Annotated in this window: 17 protein-coding genes; 9 read left to right on the top strand and 8 right to left on the bottom strand. The window is 71.5% G+C overall.

From position 1 onward, the window contains the following. Positions 1-68: 68 nt before the first annotated feature. From H489_RS35175 to H489_RS37130, 5 genes are all read right to left on the bottom strand, one after another. Positions 69-362: a Dabb family protein gene (locus tag H489_RS35175; RefSeq protein WP_017888581.1), complete on the bottom strand. Its 294-nt coding sequence runs from the start codon at positions 360-362 to the stop codon at positions 69-71. Then, complete coding sequence (locus H489_RS35170; protein ID WP_031260485.1) at positions 359-613, bottom strand: glutaredoxin family protein; 255 nt, start codon at positions 611-613, stop codon at positions 359-361. Before H489_RS35170 ends, H489_RS35175 begins: the two co-directional genes overlap by 4 nt. 88 nt (positions 614-701) lie before the next feature. Further along, positions 702-800, bottom strand: a complete 99-nt coding sequence (locus tag H489_RS37475) for a 30S ribosomal protein bS22 (protein ID WP_003792170.1) — start codon at positions 798-800, stop codon at positions 702-704. 109 nt (positions 801-909) lie between these two features. After that, positions 910-1,104 (bottom strand): helix-turn-helix domain-containing protein, encoded by a 195-nt coding sequence (locus H489_RS35165; protein WP_017888579.1) that lies wholly within the window; start codon positions 1,102-1,104, stop codon positions 910-912. A 156-nt stretch (positions 1,105-1,260) separates the two neighbouring features. After that, positions 1,261-1,776, bottom strand: a complete 516-nt coding sequence (locus H489_RS37130) for an ArsR/SmtB family transcription factor (RefSeq protein ID WP_017888578.1) — start codon at positions 1,774-1,776, stop codon at positions 1,261-1,263. Between the two features lie 75 nt (positions 1,777-1,851). On the opposite strand from H489_RS37130, the gene H489_RS35160 reads away from it, so the two are divergent. Together H489_RS35160 and H489_RS35155 are read left to right on the top strand one after the other, a co-directional pair. Then, positions 1,852-3,285 (top strand): TrkH family potassium uptake protein, encoded by a 1,434-nt coding sequence (locus H489_RS35160; RefSeq protein ID WP_017888577.1) that lies wholly within the window; start codon positions 1,852-1,854, stop codon positions 3,283-3,285. Then, positions 3,278-3,973: a potassium channel family protein gene (locus tag H489_RS35155; protein ID WP_017888576.1), complete on the top strand. Its 696-nt coding sequence runs from the start codon at positions 3,278-3,280 to the stop codon at positions 3,971-3,973. Before H489_RS35160 ends, H489_RS35155 begins: the two co-directional genes overlap by 8 nt. 97 nt (positions 3,974-4,070) lie before the next feature. Here the strand turns inward: H489_RS35155 and proC are convergent, their stop codons facing one another. Beyond that, the gene (gene proC / locus H489_RS35150; RefSeq protein ID WP_017888575.1) at positions 4,071-4,901 is read right to left on the bottom strand and encodes a pyrroline-5-carboxylate reductase; all 831 of its coding nucleotides are present in this window, start codon (positions 4,899-4,901) and stop codon (positions 4,071-4,073) included. Between the two features lie 64 nt (positions 4,902-4,965). Here proC and H489_RS35145 point away from each other — a divergent pair, with 64 nt between their 5' ends. Next, positions 4,966-5,922: a cation diffusion facilitator family transporter gene (locus H489_RS35145; protein ID WP_017888574.1), complete on the top strand. Its 957-nt coding sequence runs from the start codon at positions 4,966-4,968 to the stop codon at positions 5,920-5,922. On the opposite strand, the gene H489_RS35140 is transcribed toward H489_RS35145, so the two are convergent. Beyond that, on the bottom strand, positions 5,903-6,337 hold the full coding sequence (locus H489_RS35140; RefSeq protein WP_031260478.1) for a nucleoside deaminase: 435 nt from the start codon (positions 6,335-6,337) through the stop codon (positions 5,903-5,905). The genes H489_RS35145 and H489_RS35140 overlap by 20 nt on opposite strands. Before the next feature lie 76 nt (positions 6,338-6,413). On the opposite strand from H489_RS35140, the gene upp reads away from it, so the two are divergent. The 5 genes from upp (at position 6,414) to H489_RS35120 (ending at position 11,889) form a co-directional block, all read left to right on the top strand. Then, positions 6,414-7,049 (top strand): uracil phosphoribosyltransferase, encoded by a 636-nt coding sequence (gene upp / locus H489_RS35135; protein WP_017888572.1) that lies wholly within the window; start codon positions 6,414-6,416, stop codon positions 7,047-7,049. A gap of 490 nt (positions 7,050-7,539) precedes the next feature. After that, positions 7,540-8,307 carry a winged helix-turn-helix domain-containing protein gene (locus H489_RS35130; protein WP_017888571.1) on the top strand — a complete coding sequence of 256 codons (768 nt, stop codon included), beginning with the start codon at positions 7,540-7,542 and terminating at the stop codon, positions 8,305-8,307. 257 nt (positions 8,308-8,564) lie between these two features. Continuing rightward, complete coding sequence (locus H489_RS0119895) at positions 8,565-9,077, top strand: MarR family winged helix-turn-helix transcriptional regulator (protein ID WP_235045702.1); 513 nt, start codon at positions 8,565-8,567, stop codon at positions 9,075-9,077. After that, positions 9,074-10,423, top strand: a complete 1,350-nt coding sequence (locus tag H489_RS35125; protein ID WP_017888569.1) for a cryptochrome/photolyase family protein — start codon at positions 9,074-9,076, stop codon at positions 10,421-10,423. The genes H489_RS0119895 and H489_RS35125 overlap by 4 nt, the downstream gene beginning before the upstream one ends. Next, positions 10,420-11,889: a serine hydrolase domain-containing protein gene (locus tag H489_RS35120; RefSeq protein ID WP_017888568.1), complete on the top strand. Its 1,470-nt coding sequence runs from the start codon at positions 10,420-10,422 to the stop codon at positions 11,887-11,889. The genes H489_RS35125 and H489_RS35120 overlap by 4 nt, the downstream gene beginning before the upstream one ends. A gap of 74 nt (positions 11,890-11,963) precedes the next feature. Here the strand turns inward: H489_RS35120 and H489_RS35115 are convergent, their stop codons facing one another. After that, complete coding sequence (locus tag H489_RS35115; protein WP_159556777.1) at positions 11,964-12,935, bottom strand: carbohydrate kinase family protein; 972 nt, start codon at positions 12,933-12,935, stop codon at positions 11,964-11,966. A gap of 160 nt (positions 12,936-13,095) precedes the next feature. Between H489_RS35115 and H489_RS37125 the strand changes: the two genes are divergently transcribed. After that, a complete protein-coding gene (locus H489_RS37125) occupies positions 13,096-13,677 on the top strand; it encodes a TetR/AcrR family transcriptional regulator (RefSeq protein ID WP_017888566.1) in 582 nt (193 codons plus the stop codon). Positions 13,678-13,774: the final 97 nt, after the last annotated feature.

The raw sequence follows: 13,774 nt of genomic DNA, 5'->3' as shown, positions 1-13,774 counted from the left end.
AGGCGACCTCTTCTGCTCACTGGACGCACGCAACGCACGCAGCGCCGGGGCGGGACGGGAGGCCCGGCTCAGCTCTGCCAGTCGATGGCGGCCCGCGCGGTGACCAGGTCGCGGATCTCGGCCGCCGCGGCCTGGTGCGCCGGATGCACCTGGTACTCGTCGAGTCCGGCGAGGTCGTCGAAGGTGGCGACGACCGCGACGTCGCTGTTCTTCTCCGGGTAGGCGACGTTCTCGACGACCTCGAGCGAACGGATCGACCCGATGGTGCCGGTGAGGCCGGTCAGGAGCTCACGGATCCGGGCGATGGACGCGGCGCGGTCGAGGTCCTCGCGCAGGGTCCAGGCGACGACGTGGGAGATCATGCGGGGGAACCGGCCTTCTCGAGGGCACGTGCGAGCCGGTCGGCGTCGACGTGCCAGTTGCTGTGGACGCGCCCGTCGATGAGCACCACGGGGATGTCCTCCGCGTACTCCTGGCGGAGGTCGTCGTCGTCGAGGATCGAGCGTTCCTGCAGGGTGACCCCCGGGTGGTCGGCGACGACGCGTTCGACCACGGGCCGGGCGTCGTCGCACAGGTGGCATCCGGGCTTCGTCAGGAACGTCACTGCGGGCATGGTCCCAGCGTAGCCCGGGAACGCAAAAGCCCCGGCGAACCGGGGCTTCTCGTGCAGGTCCTTCGACCTGCGCAGACCTGTTGAGGATCTACTTCTTGTTGCGTCGCTGGTGACGCGTCTTGCGAAGGAGCTTGCGGTGCTTCTTCTTCGCCATGCGCTTACGACGCTTCTTGATGACAGAACCCATGTGGACCTCGCTCGGACTGATGCTGATGTACGGACACCGGGCCGAAGAGACCGCGGAAAATCAACCTGCCCGAGTCTACCGGCTGCCCGCTGTGATGTCGAACGCGCGCTCAGCCGACGTCCGCCACACCACCGCGCAGCACGTCGGCGACGGCTGACTCGGGGACGCGGAAGGAGCGGCCGAAGCGGATCGCGGGGAGCTCCCCGGCGTGCACCATCCGGTAGACGGTCATCTTCGAGACGCGCATCATCTCGGCGACCTCAGCGACGGTGAGGAAGCGCACATCGTCGAAACTGCCGGTCATGGTCCGCCTTCGGGGCTCGCACGCGCTGCGCACGCCAGTGGTGTGACCTGTGTGGTCAGTGGCAACTGTAGAGGCGCGTGCGACCCGGTGTCCAGGATCAGTCCGAGCAGCGCGCACCGACCCTCGCCAGGTGCTCACCGGCGGGTGTGACGGGACTCAGTCCTCGTCGCCCCGACGGGTGAAGCGCTTGCGGCTGCGGTCGACGACGCGCTCCCAGCCCTGCTGCGCCCCGGAGATCGCGGCGGTCGCCCGGTACGACGCCTCCGCCATGACGCGACCGAGTTCGGTGCCGACCTCCACCGTCGCCTTGCCGGCCGCACCGTTCCGGCGGATCGACACGGGCTGGCCGTCCGGCGTCCACGCCGTGGTGGCCGGGGTGCCGTCGGCGTCGACCGCCCCCGTGAACGGCAGGACCCACTCCTCCAGGCGCACGAGCGGCTCCGGGTCGAGTCGGTAGTAGCGGTGCTGCCCTTCTTCACGGCTGGTGACGAGACCGATGTCACGCAGGACACGCAGGTGCTTCGACACCGTTGGCTGGCTGACCCCGAGGCGTTCGACGAGCTGGCCGACGCTGAGCTCCCCGCCGGTGACGTCCGAACCGTAGGCGGACAGCAGGGTGCCGAGCAGCTCGCGCCGGGTCGGGTCCGCCACGACGGAGAAGATGTCGGCCATGGTGGCAAGGCTAGCCGGGGCGCCACGGATGTACCATGACGAACCGTCCCGGCCCATGTCCTCGGAGGCATACGCATGCTCGACCGAACCGAGCCGATCCCGCACCACGTGGGTGTCGGCCGACGACGGGCGAGCCGGATCGCGACGGTGCTCCGCTCGTCGCCGTCCCGGCTGGCGATCGTCGTGTTCATCGCGCTGATCTTCCTGTTCACGGTGCTCTTCATGACGCCGTGGGCCACGGCGGACCGCAGCAGCACCCACTTCGCGGACGCCCTGTTCACCGCCGCGTCGGTGGTCTGCGTCACGGGGTTGTCCACGGTCGACATGGCGACGCACTGGTCGGTGTTCGGCAAGGTCCTGGTGGTCATCGGCACCCAGATCGGCGCCGTCGGCGTGCTGACCTTCGCGTCGATCCTCGGCTTGTTCGTCACCCGCAAGCTCGGCCTGCGCGCCAAGCTGATGGCAGCCGGCGACTCGAACCCGCTCCGCACCCACCACGGCGCCGTGCCCGAGGGCCAGGCCGTCCGGCTCGGCGAGGTCGGCACCCTGCTCGCGACCGTGGCGGTGAGCACGCTGTCCATCGAGATCGTCCTCGGGCTGCTGCTCCTGCCGTCGGTGCTCATCGCCGGCATCCCGTTCTGGACCGCGGTCGGCGACTCCTTCTACTACGCGGCCATGGCCTTCACGAACACCGGGTTCTCGCCCAACGCCGACGGCCTGGACCCGTTCGCCCACGACTACTGGTTCCTGTCGCTCCTGATGGTGGGGGTCGTGGCGGGGTCCATCGGGTTCCCGGTGATCCGTGCCCTGACGAAGCAGCTGCGCACCCCGCGCCGCTGGCCGATCCACGTCAAGCTCACCCTGGCGACGAGCGCGGTCCTGCTCCTCGGCGGCGCGGCCGTCTACATCGCGCTCGAGGCCTCGAACCCGACGACCTTCGGCGAGGAAGGCGCCGGGCGCACCGCGTTCCAGGCGCTCTTCCTGTCGACCATGACCCGGTCGGGTGGCTTCTCGCTCGTCGACTTCGACCAGCTCAACGGCTCGAGCCTGCTCGTCACCGACATGCTCATGTTCATCGGCGGCGGGTCCGCCTCGACCGCTGGCGGCATCAAGGTCACGACCCTCGCGGTGCTGTTCCTGGCCGCCGTCGCCGAGGCCCGCGGTCGTCAGAGCATGGAGGCCTTCGGCCGCCGCATCCCGAGCGACGTCCTGCGGGTCGCGGTGGCCATCGTGCTCTGGGGCGCGACGATCGTGGCGGTTGCGACGGTGGTGCTCCTGCAGATCACCGACGACTCGCTCGACCGCGTGCTCTTCGAGGTGATCTCGGCGTTCTCGACCAGTGGCCTGTCCTCCGGTGTGTCCGCGGACCTGCCCGAACCGGGCAAGTACGTCCTCGCCGCCACCATGTTCCTCGGCCGGGTCGGTACAGTGACCATCGCCGCTGCCCTGGCCGCCAGCCAGAGCCGGCAACTGTTCCGCCGTCCCGAGGAGAGGCCGATCGTTGGCTGACCGCACCCGTTCGTCGCACCAGCACGGTGCCATCAGTCACGACGCTCCCGTCCTGGTCATCGGGCTCGGTCGCTTCGGTGCCGCCACCGCCGGCCAGCTCGAACGCCAGGACCGCGAGGTGCTGGTCGTCGACACCGACGCCGGGCTGGTGCAGAAGTGGTCCGACCGGGTCACTCACGCGGTGCAGGCGGACGCCACCGACATCGACGCGCTCCGCCAGATCGGCGCACAGGACTTCGCCATCGCCGTCGTCGGCACCGGTAGTGACCTGGAGTCGAGCGTCCTGATCACGGCGAACCTGGTCGACCTCGGCGTCCCGCAGATCTGGGCGAAGGCCATCAGCCGGTCGCACGGCACGATCCTGTCCCGCATCGGCGCGAACCACGTCGTCTACCCGGAGCGCGAGGCCGGCGAGCGCACGGCGCACCTGGTCTCCGGCCGGATGCTCGACTTCATCGAGTTCGACGACGACTTCGCCGTGGTCAAGATGTTCCCGCCGCGCGCGGTCCGCGGCAAGGACCTCGCCACCACGGTCATCCGGACCCGCTTCGGCCTGACGGTGCTCGGCATCAAGCCGCCCGGCAGCCCGTTCGTGCCGGCGACGCCGGACAGCGTCATCGGCGAGGACGACGTCATCATCGTCTCGGGTTCCGAGAGCGACCTGGAGCGCTTCGCCGCGTACGAATAGCGCGGCCCGCTCAGCGGTGCCGCGCCAGCGGCACGCGGGCCGCGCCGACCGAGCCTGCGAGGGAGGGGCAGCGTCCGCACCGCACCCCGGCGCTGCGCTACGACGCGGCGATCTCCTCGGCACGTGCGATCGCGGCGCGCGACGCGCGCAGCAGCGTGTCCGCAAGGTCGGCGTCCTGCAGCACCGCGACGGCACGCTCCGTCGTGCCCTTCGGGCTGGTGACCGCACGGCGCAGGTCGGCGGGCTCGCGGCCGGAGCGCCCGAGCAACTCGACGGCGCCCCGGACCGTGCCCTGCACCATCGTCGCCGCCTGTTCGTGGCTGAACCCGAGCTCCTCGGCGGCACGCTGCCACTGTTCGACCAGCAGGAAGACGTAGGCGGGTCCGGAGCCGGACACCGCGGACAGCGCGTCGAGCTGCGACTCGGGCACCTCGATGACCTGGCCCGAGGCGGTGAACACCGACGACGCCAGCGCGACGGCCTCGGCGTCGGCCGAAGTACCCGCGCTGATGCCGGTGACGCCGTGGCCGACGCCGATCGGGGTGTTCGGCAGGGCACGGACGACCCGGACACCGGCGGGCACCCGTGCCTCCATGCTCGCGGTGGTGGTGCCGACGGCGACGCTGACCAGGACGGCGCCGGGCTCCAGGACACCGGCGACCTCGTCGAGCAGGTCCGCGATCATGTACGGCTTCACGCCGACCACGACGAGGGCGGCTCCGCGGACCGCCGCCCGGTTGGCGTCCGGGTCGGTGTCGCTCGCCGTGGCGTCGAGACCGCGCTCACGGTGGGCCGCTGCGGATGCCTCGGACTTGGTTGTCAGGGTCACGGTGGCCGGGTCGAGTCCCGCGGCGAGCAGGCCGTCGAGGACCGCGCCGGACATGGAACCGACCCCGAGCAGGGCGGTGCGGGGCAGGTCGATCGTCATGCTCCCGACCCTACCGACGCCACCCGCCTAGGATCGTGTCGCAGACCACGAGAAGGGGACAGCTGTGAGCGCTTCCGGAGGCACGAAGGCGATCTTCGCCGCACTCGGTGCCAACATCGGCATCGCGATCGTGAAGTTCATCGCGGCGGCGATCAGCGGCTCCGCGTCGATGCTGGCCGAGGGTGTGCACTCCCTGGCCGACTCGGCGAACCAGCTCCTGCTGCTGCTCGGTGGCCGCAAGGCCCGACGCGCCGCGGATCAAGAGCACCCCTTCGGCTACGGCCGTGAACGCTACGTGTACGCGTTCGTCGTCTCGATCATCCTGTTCTCGGTCGGCGGTGTGTTCTCGCTCTACGAGGGCATCGAGAAGCTCGCCCACCCGCACCCGCTCGAGAACTGGTGGCTGCCCCTCGTCGTGCTCGTCATCGCCATCGGGCTCGAGGGCTTCTCGCTCCGCACCGCCCTGAAGGAAGCCCGGCCGCAGAAGGGCTCGCAGAGCTGGGTGCAGTTCGTCCGCCGCGCGAAGGCCCCGGAGCTGCCCGTCGTGATGCTCGAGGACACCGCTGCCCTGTTCGGCCTGGTGTTCGCCCTGTTCGGCGTCGGCCTGACCGCGATCACCGGCAACGGGGTGTTCGACGCGATCGGCACCATGCTCATCGCGGCGCTGCTCATCGCCGTCGCAGTGGTGCTCGGCATCGAGACGAAGAGCCTGCTCGTCGGCGAGGGCGCCACCGCCGCCGACGTCGAGCGCATCAAGCAGGCGGTGCTCGACGGCCCCGAGGTCGACGCGATCATCCACCTGAAGACCCTGTACCTCGGGCCGGACGAGCTCATGGTCGGCGTGAAGGTCGCCGTCGACGGGGACCGCCGGCTCGGTGACGTCGCCGCGGGGATCGACACCGTCGAGCAGCGGGTCCGGAGCGCCGTGCCGATCGCCCGGGTGATCTACGTCGAGCCGGACGTCCTGCGCACCGGTCCGCAGCCGCCGACCGAGGCGATCGTCATCCTCGCCGCGGACTGAAGAAGTCGTCGAGCAACTCGGCGCAGGCCGCCTCGAGCACCCCGCCGATGACCTCGGAGCGGTGCGGCAGCCGGCGGTCCCTGGCGATGTCGTAGACGCTGCCGCTGGCACCGGCCTTCGGGTCCCACGCGCCGAACACGACCCGGGGCACCCGCGCGGCCATGACCGCGCCCGCGCACATCGGGCACGGTTCGAGCGTCACCACGAGCGTGTGCTGCTCGAGGTGCCAGTCCCCCGTCACCGCCGCGGCGGCACGCAGTGCGAGGACCTCGGCATGGGCGGTCGGGTCCTGCCGCGCCTCGCGCTCGTTCCGGCCGGTGGCGACCACGGCCCCGTCGCGGTCGAGCACCACGGCGCCGACCGGCACGTCGTCGGTCTCCAGGCACCGTCGAGCCTCGTCGAGCGCGCGCTCCATCGCCGGGACGAACGGGCGGGCTGCGGGCTCCTCCACGGGACCTCCTGACGGTCGACGGCACGCTAGGCTCGACCCTATGCGAGTCCACGTCGCCGACCACCCGCTCATCACCCACAAGCTCTCGGTGCTCCGCGACCGTACGACGCCCTCCCCCACGTTCCGCGCCCTGACCGAGGAACTCGTCACGCTCCTCGCGTACGAGGCCACGCGGGGCGTCCGGGTCACGGCGACGCCGATCGACACACCGGTCGCGCACACCATGGGCGTCGCGATCGCCAAGCCGCGCCCGCTCGTCGTCCCGATCCTCCGTGCCGGACTCGGCATGCTCGAGGGCATGGTCAAGCTCGTCCCGACGGCCGAGGTCGGCTTCCTCGGCATGGCCCGCAACGAGGAGACCCTCGAGCCGCAGACCTACGCCGAGCGCCTGCCCGACGACCTGACCGGGCGCCAGTGCTTCGTGCTCGACCCGATGCTCGCCACCGGTGGCACCCTGGCTGCTGCGATCGACTTCCTCTTCGCCCGCGGTGCGCAGGAGGTCACGTGCGTGTGCATCCTCGGCGCGCCAGAGGGCCTCGCGATGGTCGAGCAGGCCGTCGGCGACCGCAACGTCTCGATCGTCCTCGGCGCGCTGGACGAGAAGCTCGACGAGAACGGCTACATCGTCCCGGGTCTCGGCGACGCCGGCGACCGGCTCTACGGCCTGGCCGAGTAGCGACCACCCCACGGACAGGAGGCGCGGTGCCGGTCGGCACCGCGCCTCCTGTCGTCCGTGCGGTCGCGCTCACCGCACCGTCCGTGCGGACGGTTGACACCGCGTTGGTATACCGCAGATACTCGTCACATGACTGCAACCGTGTCCACCCGCGTCCTCTCCGAGGCGTGCTCCTCCGCAGGGCAGTGGGAACCGTCGGCACGATGATGCCGACCATGTCGGTCATGCGTTGTCGAATGTGTGCCTGATCGGCACCCGTTCCAGCCGGATCCCCCGCGACACCACCCCCGTCGCGCGAGCGTGATCCCCGGGTGACGGACACCGTCGGCGACGCGCACCACGTCACGAGGTCTGTCTCCCGTTCCCCCGGGTCGGCCCCGGTCCGCAGCAGGACCGCAGGGCACATCGGCGTACCGCCGTACCCGGGATGACGCATTCGACACCGGCCGCCGCCCACCCGCGCACCGGCCACACCGCCCGGAGAACCACCATGTCGCTCACCATCGCCCAGCCCCGCACCGCGCTCCGCTCAGTACCGACCCCGACCGACCTCGGCACCGTGACGCCGATCCGCCCGCGACCCGTCTCCCCGGCGGCGAGCGGACCGGCCACCGCGCCGACGAGCCCGGTGGTCGCGCCGCAGCGGAACCGCGCCCTGCCGGAGGGCACCGAGGCTCGCGGCTTCGCCCTGTACGTCGGCATCGACGAAGCCAAGGCCGCGGCCGCCGGCACGACCCTGGCCGCGGTCGTCGAGCAGCTCAAGGCACTCACCGCCCAGCTCGTCCCGTCGTCCGAGACCTACGCGGCCGTCGCCGTCGCCGCCGAGCACTCCGGTGGCCGCGACGTCGACGTCGTCCGCCTCGCGCTGCAGGACCGCTCCGCGGTGGCCGCCCGCAAGCAGGCCGAGAAGCCCGAACCCGAGGAGACGGGCGTCGTCATCGACATCTCCCGGAAGCGCGTGACCCTCGACGGTGAAGCCGCGCCCCTGACCTACAAGGAGTTCGAGCTCCTGCAGTTCCTGGTCCTCCGCGAGGGCCAGACCGTCGACCGCTCCGCGATCATCGAGGGCCTGTGGTCCGACGGCGAGGACGAGACCCCGAACGAGCGCACCATCGACGTGCACGTCCGTCGCCTCCGCTCCAAGCTCGGCGCCTTCGAGGAGATCGTCCGGACCGTGCGCGGCGTCGGCTACCGCTTCGACCGGCACGCGGACGTCGCAGTGCGGTACGCGTCGACCCCGTCACCCGACCTCTTCTGAAACGCTCCGACTGCTCTTGGTGAACTCGCAGCGAACCGGGCCCGGAGAGGCTGGCGCCCCGTTACCGCTTCGTTATACAGTCGGTGGTGCAGACGGTGTTTGCTGTGGCACCGCCTGCGGAATGTGATTGCAGGAAACTCTTGGTGCAAGGGAGAGGGCCGGTCGCCGACAGGTGGCCGGCCCTCGTGCATGTCGCCCGGCTCCTGTCGGAGCCCGTCGGTAGTGTGGTCAGTCCGACGACCGGAGGGAACGCGAACGTGAGCGAGACACGCCGCAGTGAGAAGGCGACCGCCGTGGCCGCCTGGGAAGCGCTGTTCCGCGCCCAGGTCGCCGTGATGCGGAGTCTCAACGCGGACTTCCCCGGCGACGAGATCTCGTTCAACGAGTACGACGTGTGCTTCAACCTGTCGACCCAGCCCGGTCGACGCTGCCGGATGCGCGACCTCACCGGGCACCTGCTGCTCACCCAGCCGAGCGTCAGCCGCCTGGTCGACCGACTGCTCGCCCGCGGCATCGTCGAGAAGCAGCCGGACCCCACCGATGCCCGCGGCGTGATCGTGGCGCTGACCCCGCACGGCTTCGACGTCTACCGGCAGGTCGCCGTGCAGCACGCGGCGAGCATCGCCCAGCAGGTGGGCGCCGGCCTGTCCGACCCCGAGCTCCGCACCCTCACCGAACTCTGCACCAAGCTCCGGCTGGCAGTCGGCACGGCACCGGGCCGGCGGTCGACGCCCCGAGCGGTCACCACGCTGGATTCGGCGACGGTGTGACCGGCGCGATCGTCTGGCTCCGTGACGACCTTCGGCTGTCCGACAACCCGGCGCTCCGTGCGGCGATCGACCACGGCGGCGACGTCACCGTGGTGGTCGTCCTCGACGAGCAGTCCCCCGGACTCCGTCCGATCGGTGCGGCGAGCCGCTGGTGGCTGCACCACTCCCTGACCGCGCTCGACGCCGACCTGTGCGAGCGGGGTTCCCGGCTGGTCCTGCGACGCGGTGCCGCGGCGCAGACCATCGACCAGCTCGTCGCCGAGACGGGCGCGGACGCCGTGTACTGGAACCGTCGGTACGGCGCCGTCGAGCGCGACATCGACGCCGGGATCAAGGGCGCACTGCACGATCGCGGCATCGAGGCGCACAGCTTCGCCGCGAACCTGCTCTGGGAACCGTGGACGGTGCTCACCGGCCAGGGCGAGCCGTACAAGGTGTTCACGCCGTTCTGGAACGCCGTCCAGGCACTGCCCGAGCCACGGCACCCCCTGCCGGACCCGGACGACCTGCCCGCTGCGGCCGACGTCACCGGTGACGCACTGTCCGACTGGGCGCTGCTGCCGACGGAGCCCGACTGGGCCGGTGGGCTCCGCGACGCCTGGACCCCGGGCGAGCACGGCGCCCGGCAGCAGCTCGAGCACTTCGTCGAGCACGCGCTCGAGGACTACGACCAGCGGGACGAGCCCGCGATGGAGGCCACGAGCAGCCTCTCCCCGTTCCTGCGGTGGGGCGAGATCAGCCCGTACCAGGTGTGGCACCGCCTGCACGAGCGGCTCGAGCCCGCGCAGCGCCAGAACGCCTCGGCGTTCCTCCGGCAGCTGGCATGGCGTGAGTTCAACTGGAACGAGTACTTCCACTGCGACGACATCGCCACCGTCAACGTCCGTCGGAACTTCGACGCGTTCCCCTGGCGTGACCCCGAGGAAGCCGAGCTCGAGCGCTGGCGACAGGGCCTGACCGGCTTCGACCTGGTCGACGCCGGCATGCGCGAGCTCTGGCACAGCGGTGCGATGCACAACCGGGTGCGGCTGGCCGCCGGGAGCTTCCTGGTGAAGAACCTGCTCGTCGACTGGCGCGTCGGGGAGCAGTGGTTCTGGGACACGCTGGTCGACGCCGACCCCGCGAACAACGCGGCGAACTGGCAGTGGGTCGCGGGTTCCGGCTTCGACGCCGCACCGTACTTCCGTGTCTTCAACCCCGATCGGCAGCTCGAGCGGTTCGACCCGCACCGCGAGTACGTCCACCGCTGGGTTCCCGCCGACGAGCTGCGCCCCGAGCCGATGGTCGACCTGAAGGCGTCACGCCAGCGGGCGTTGGACGCCTACGAGCGGATGCGCCGCTCGTGAAGGATGCGCCGCTCGCGAACGATGCGCACCCCGCGGTGGCTGCGGTCGTCGACCAGGTCGACGAGCTGTTCCGCGCTCGTGTCGACCAGGGCATCGCGCCGAGCAGTGTGTGGGGTGTGTTCGACCGTTCCGGGCTCGTCGCCTCCGGCGGGCACGGCGACCGCGGTGACGGTCAGCGGCCGGACGCGGACACCGTGTACCGCATCGCCTCGTGCACCAAGAGCGTCACGGCCGCGACCCTGCTGACGCTCGTCGCCCGGGGCTTGCTCGACCTCGACGCCCCGATCACCGACTTCGTGCCGGCCTTCGACGCCGTCGCCCTGCCGGCCCCGGACTCTCCCGTCCCCACGGTGCGGATGCTGCTGACGATGTCGGCCGGGTTCCCCACTGACGATCCCTGGGCCGACCGCCAGGAGTCCATCTCGGACGCCGAGCTCGACCAGGTCCTGCGTGCTGGCCTGCTGTTCGACTCCCTGCCCGGCACCCGCTTCGCGTACTCGAACCTGGGGTACGCACTGCTCGGCCGGGTCGTCGCCGTCGTGACGGGGCAGCCCTTCACCCAGGCCGCCAGCGAGATCGTGTTGCGTCCCCTCGGACTGGCCGACACGGTGTTCCGCGCCGACGAGTCCAGCGGGTTCGTGGTCACCGGTGTCCGCGGGCACGAGGGCGACTGGGAACCCCTGCCGATGACCGGGCCCGGCGCGTTCTCGTCGATCGGTGGACTGTTCTCGACCGTGCGCGACCTGGCTCGCTGGGCGACCCACCTCGGCTCTGGCTTCTCCGGCGCGCCCGAACCCGGTCCGGTCTCCCCCGCCGACCGCCGGCTCATGCAGCAGGCGATGCGGGTCGTCCCCCCGTCGGTTGTCCCGGGTTCGCCCCGCGCAACCGCGTACGGCTTCGGGCTGTTCGTCGAGCAGGACGACCGCTTCGGCGAACTCGTGTCCCACTCCGGCGGCTACCCGGGCTTCTCCGCCCACATGCGGTGGTCCGTGCGCGACGGCCTCGGGGTCGTCGCGTTCGAGAACGCCACCCAGGCCAAGGTCTCCGCTGCCGCGCAGCAGGCGCACGACCTCGTGCTCGGGGCGGCGCTGACGACGGACGCACCCGCGGCGACCGGACCGAGCACCGGGGCGGCGGTGACCAGCCGCGCGACGCGAGCCGCGCAGGCCGCGGTGATGCGCCTCCTGGCCGACTGGCGCGACGACCTGGCGGACGCGATCTGCACGCCCAACGTGGCGATGGACGTGCCCTACGACCGTCGACGGCGCGCGGTCGCCCAGGCCGTGTCCGAGGTCGACGCCGACCTCGCTGCGGCACCGGTGGCCGAGTCCTCTTCCGCACCGTCGCACCTGCGCTGGTGGATGCCCGGCGCGTGCGGGCGGCTGCGCGTCGAGATCCGGCTCGCACCCGTGGGTGCCGGACTCGTCCAGACCCTGAACGTGGTCGCCGAGCCGTCGGAGCGCTGACCCGCAGGCAGCACCGCCGGTCGGATCGCGCAGATCACGCAGATCACGCAGATCACCCAGGTCGCTCAGGTCGCTCAGACCGGCGGCCGACCGCCCACGAAACCGAGTGCCCGAGCGGCGACCCGGGTGCCCTCGCGTGCCGCCGCACCGACCCGCACCGGGTCGGTCGCCCAGGCGCGGACGAACCCGGCGACGAAGGCGTCCCCGGCGCCGATGGTGTCGACGACGGTCGCGGGCGTCGCAGGGACCCGTTGGACGCTCCGCCCCCGGCGCCCGATCAGTGCGCCGTCCGCCCCCGCCGTGACGACGACCAGCGGGACGTGCTCGGTCAGCCGGCGCACCGCGGCGTCGAGGTCGTCCCCTCCGCCGAGGGCGAGCGCCTCCTGCTGGTCGGGGAAGAGCACGTCGACGCCCCGCAGCGCCTGGAGGAACCGGTCCGCGCCGACGGTCTCGATCACCGCGACCGACGAGGGGTCCACCGCGACGCGCGCCGGCCCTGTCCGGGCACACGCGACGAGTGCGGCGAGCCGGTCGACCCCGCCGCCGAGCATGGCGGCACCCGTCAGGTGCACGATGTCAGCACGTGCGACCAACGAGGGCGGGACGTCGGCCGCGCTGATCTTCCCGCTCGCAGCCGGATCGGACATCGCGGTGCGGCCGTGGTCGTTGCGGACGGAGACGACGACGCCGGTGGACGTCATCGCGTCGTAGCGCAGGTGGGCTCGGACCCCGGCGTCCTCGAGCGCACGCTCGTGCCGGTAGACGTCGTCGACCCCGACCCGGGCGACGACGTCGACCTCGGCCCCGAGCCAGCCGAGCCAGGTGGCCGTGTTGCCGCCGGCCCCGGTCGGACGGTGGCGGATCTGCGCTGCCGGGTCGTGCACCCCGATCCGGTGCGCGGTGGTGTGCACGAGGACGCCGTCCAGGACGTCGCCGACGACCAGGAAGCGTTTTCCGGCGCCACGGCGACGGCCCGCGACCACCCGTCCAGCGGGGGTCCCCTCGGGCCGTGACGGCGGCAGAGCGCGCTCGAACGGCATGGACATCCGCAACAGTGTACTTGGAAACGAGTATTTCTCCGTTTCTATCGGTGGAAACGGAGGGTGCACCAAGGATATGCCTCCCGTCAGGTCCGCTCCCGAAACTGATATACCGATGCTAGTATGTGAACGGTCGCGCGACCACCGCCACGACGACGGAGATGCCATGCCCAGGAAGCCCGACCCGACCCGCAAACCCGCGATCCTCGAGAAGGTGGTCGACCACTTCGTCGAGACCAAGATCGAGGACGTCACGGTCCGGGGCCTCGGCCGTGTGCTCGGGACGAGCGCCTACCCCGTCGTGTACCACTTCGGCTCGCGGGACGCCCTGATCGACTCCGTCGTCGAGCACCTCGCGGCCAACCGCCCGGCGACGGCGCTCGATCCGGCATCCGATGTGGATGCCCTCGCCGATCACCTGGTCGCGACCTTCGGCGGACTCGACGACCCGCACCGCGCGTTGGCCGCACGACTCACCTTCGAACTCGGATCGGTCGAGTCCCTCGACGGGCGCGACCGACAGCGCCGTGCGCACCGCTGCCACGTCGCGGCCATCCGGGCGTGGTGCCGCGAACACGGTGCCGACCCCGTCCTCGCCGAACGAGCTGCCCAACGCACGGTGATGGCCGCACGCGGAGCCCAGTGGAGCGCGCTGGTCGACCGTGCACAGACCGACGTCGACGCCGCGCTGCGTCGCATTGCCCACGACCTCGCCGCCGGTGCGCCCGGCCGCGACGCCGTGCGCTGAGCCCGCGTGGCGGCGTCCCCACGACCAACCGATCGCGTCCCCGGCAGTCGCGCCCGGCCCGGAGCGCCCCGGGACCACGAACGGGAGGCACGGTGCC

Origin of the sequence: Curtobacterium flaccumfaciens UCD-AKU (assembly GCF_000349565.1) — a bacterium.
GTDB lineage: Bacteria > Actinomycetota > Actinomycetes > Actinomycetales > Microbacteriaceae > Curtobacterium > Curtobacterium poinsettiae.
The sequence above is the reverse complement of the archived record's forward strand: the minus strand, read 5'-3'. Positions and strand labels throughout refer to the sequence as shown.

What these genes read in the sequence shown, in the direction of transcription:
- H489_RS35175 (WP_017888581.1), bottom strand. Translation starts at nt 362, where the DNA reads ATGATCTCCCACGTCGTCGCCTGGACCCTGCGCGAGGACCTCGACCGC.
- H489_RS35170 (WP_031260485.1), bottom strand. Translation starts at nt 613, where the DNA reads ATGCCCGCAGTGACGTTCCTGACGAAGCCCGGATGCCACCTGTGCGAC.
- H489_RS37475 (WP_003792170.1), bottom strand. Translation starts at nt 800, where the DNA reads ATGGGTTCTGTCATCAAGAAGCGTCGTAAGCGCATGGCGAAGAAGAAG.
- H489_RS35165 (WP_017888579.1), bottom strand. Translation starts at nt 1,104, where the DNA reads ATGACCGGCAGTTTCGACGATGTGCGCTTCCTCACCGTCGCTGAGGTC.
- H489_RS37130 (WP_017888578.1), bottom strand. Translation starts at nt 1,776, where the DNA reads ATGGCCGACATCTTCTCCGTCGTGGCGGACCCGACCCGGCGCGAGCTG.
- H489_RS35160 (WP_017888577.1), top strand. Translation starts at nt 1,852, where the DNA reads ATGCTCGACCGAACCGAGCCGATCCCGCACCACGTGGGTGTCGGCCGA.
- proC (WP_017888575.1), bottom strand. Translation starts at nt 4,901, where the DNA reads ATGACGATCGACCTGCCCCGCACCGCCCTGCTCGGGGTCGGTTCCATG.
- H489_RS35140 (WP_031260478.1), bottom strand. Translation starts at nt 6,337, where the DNA reads ATGGAGCGCGCGCTCGACGAGGCTCGACGGTGCCTGGAGACCGACGAC.
- upp (WP_017888572.1), top strand. Translation starts at nt 6,414, where the DNA reads ATGCGAGTCCACGTCGCCGACCACCCGCTCATCACCCACAAGCTCTCG.
- H489_RS35130 (WP_017888571.1), top strand. Translation starts at nt 7,540, where the DNA reads ATGTCGCTCACCATCGCCCAGCCCCGCACCGCGCTCCGCTCAGTACCG.
- H489_RS35115 (WP_159556777.1), bottom strand. Translation starts at nt 12,935, where the DNA reads ATGTCCATGCCGTTCGAGCGCGCTCTGCCGCCGTCACGGCCCGAGGGG.
- H489_RS37125 (WP_017888566.1), top strand. Translation starts at nt 13,096, where the DNA reads ATGCCCAGGAAGCCCGACCCGACCCGCAAACCCGCGATCCTCGAGAAG.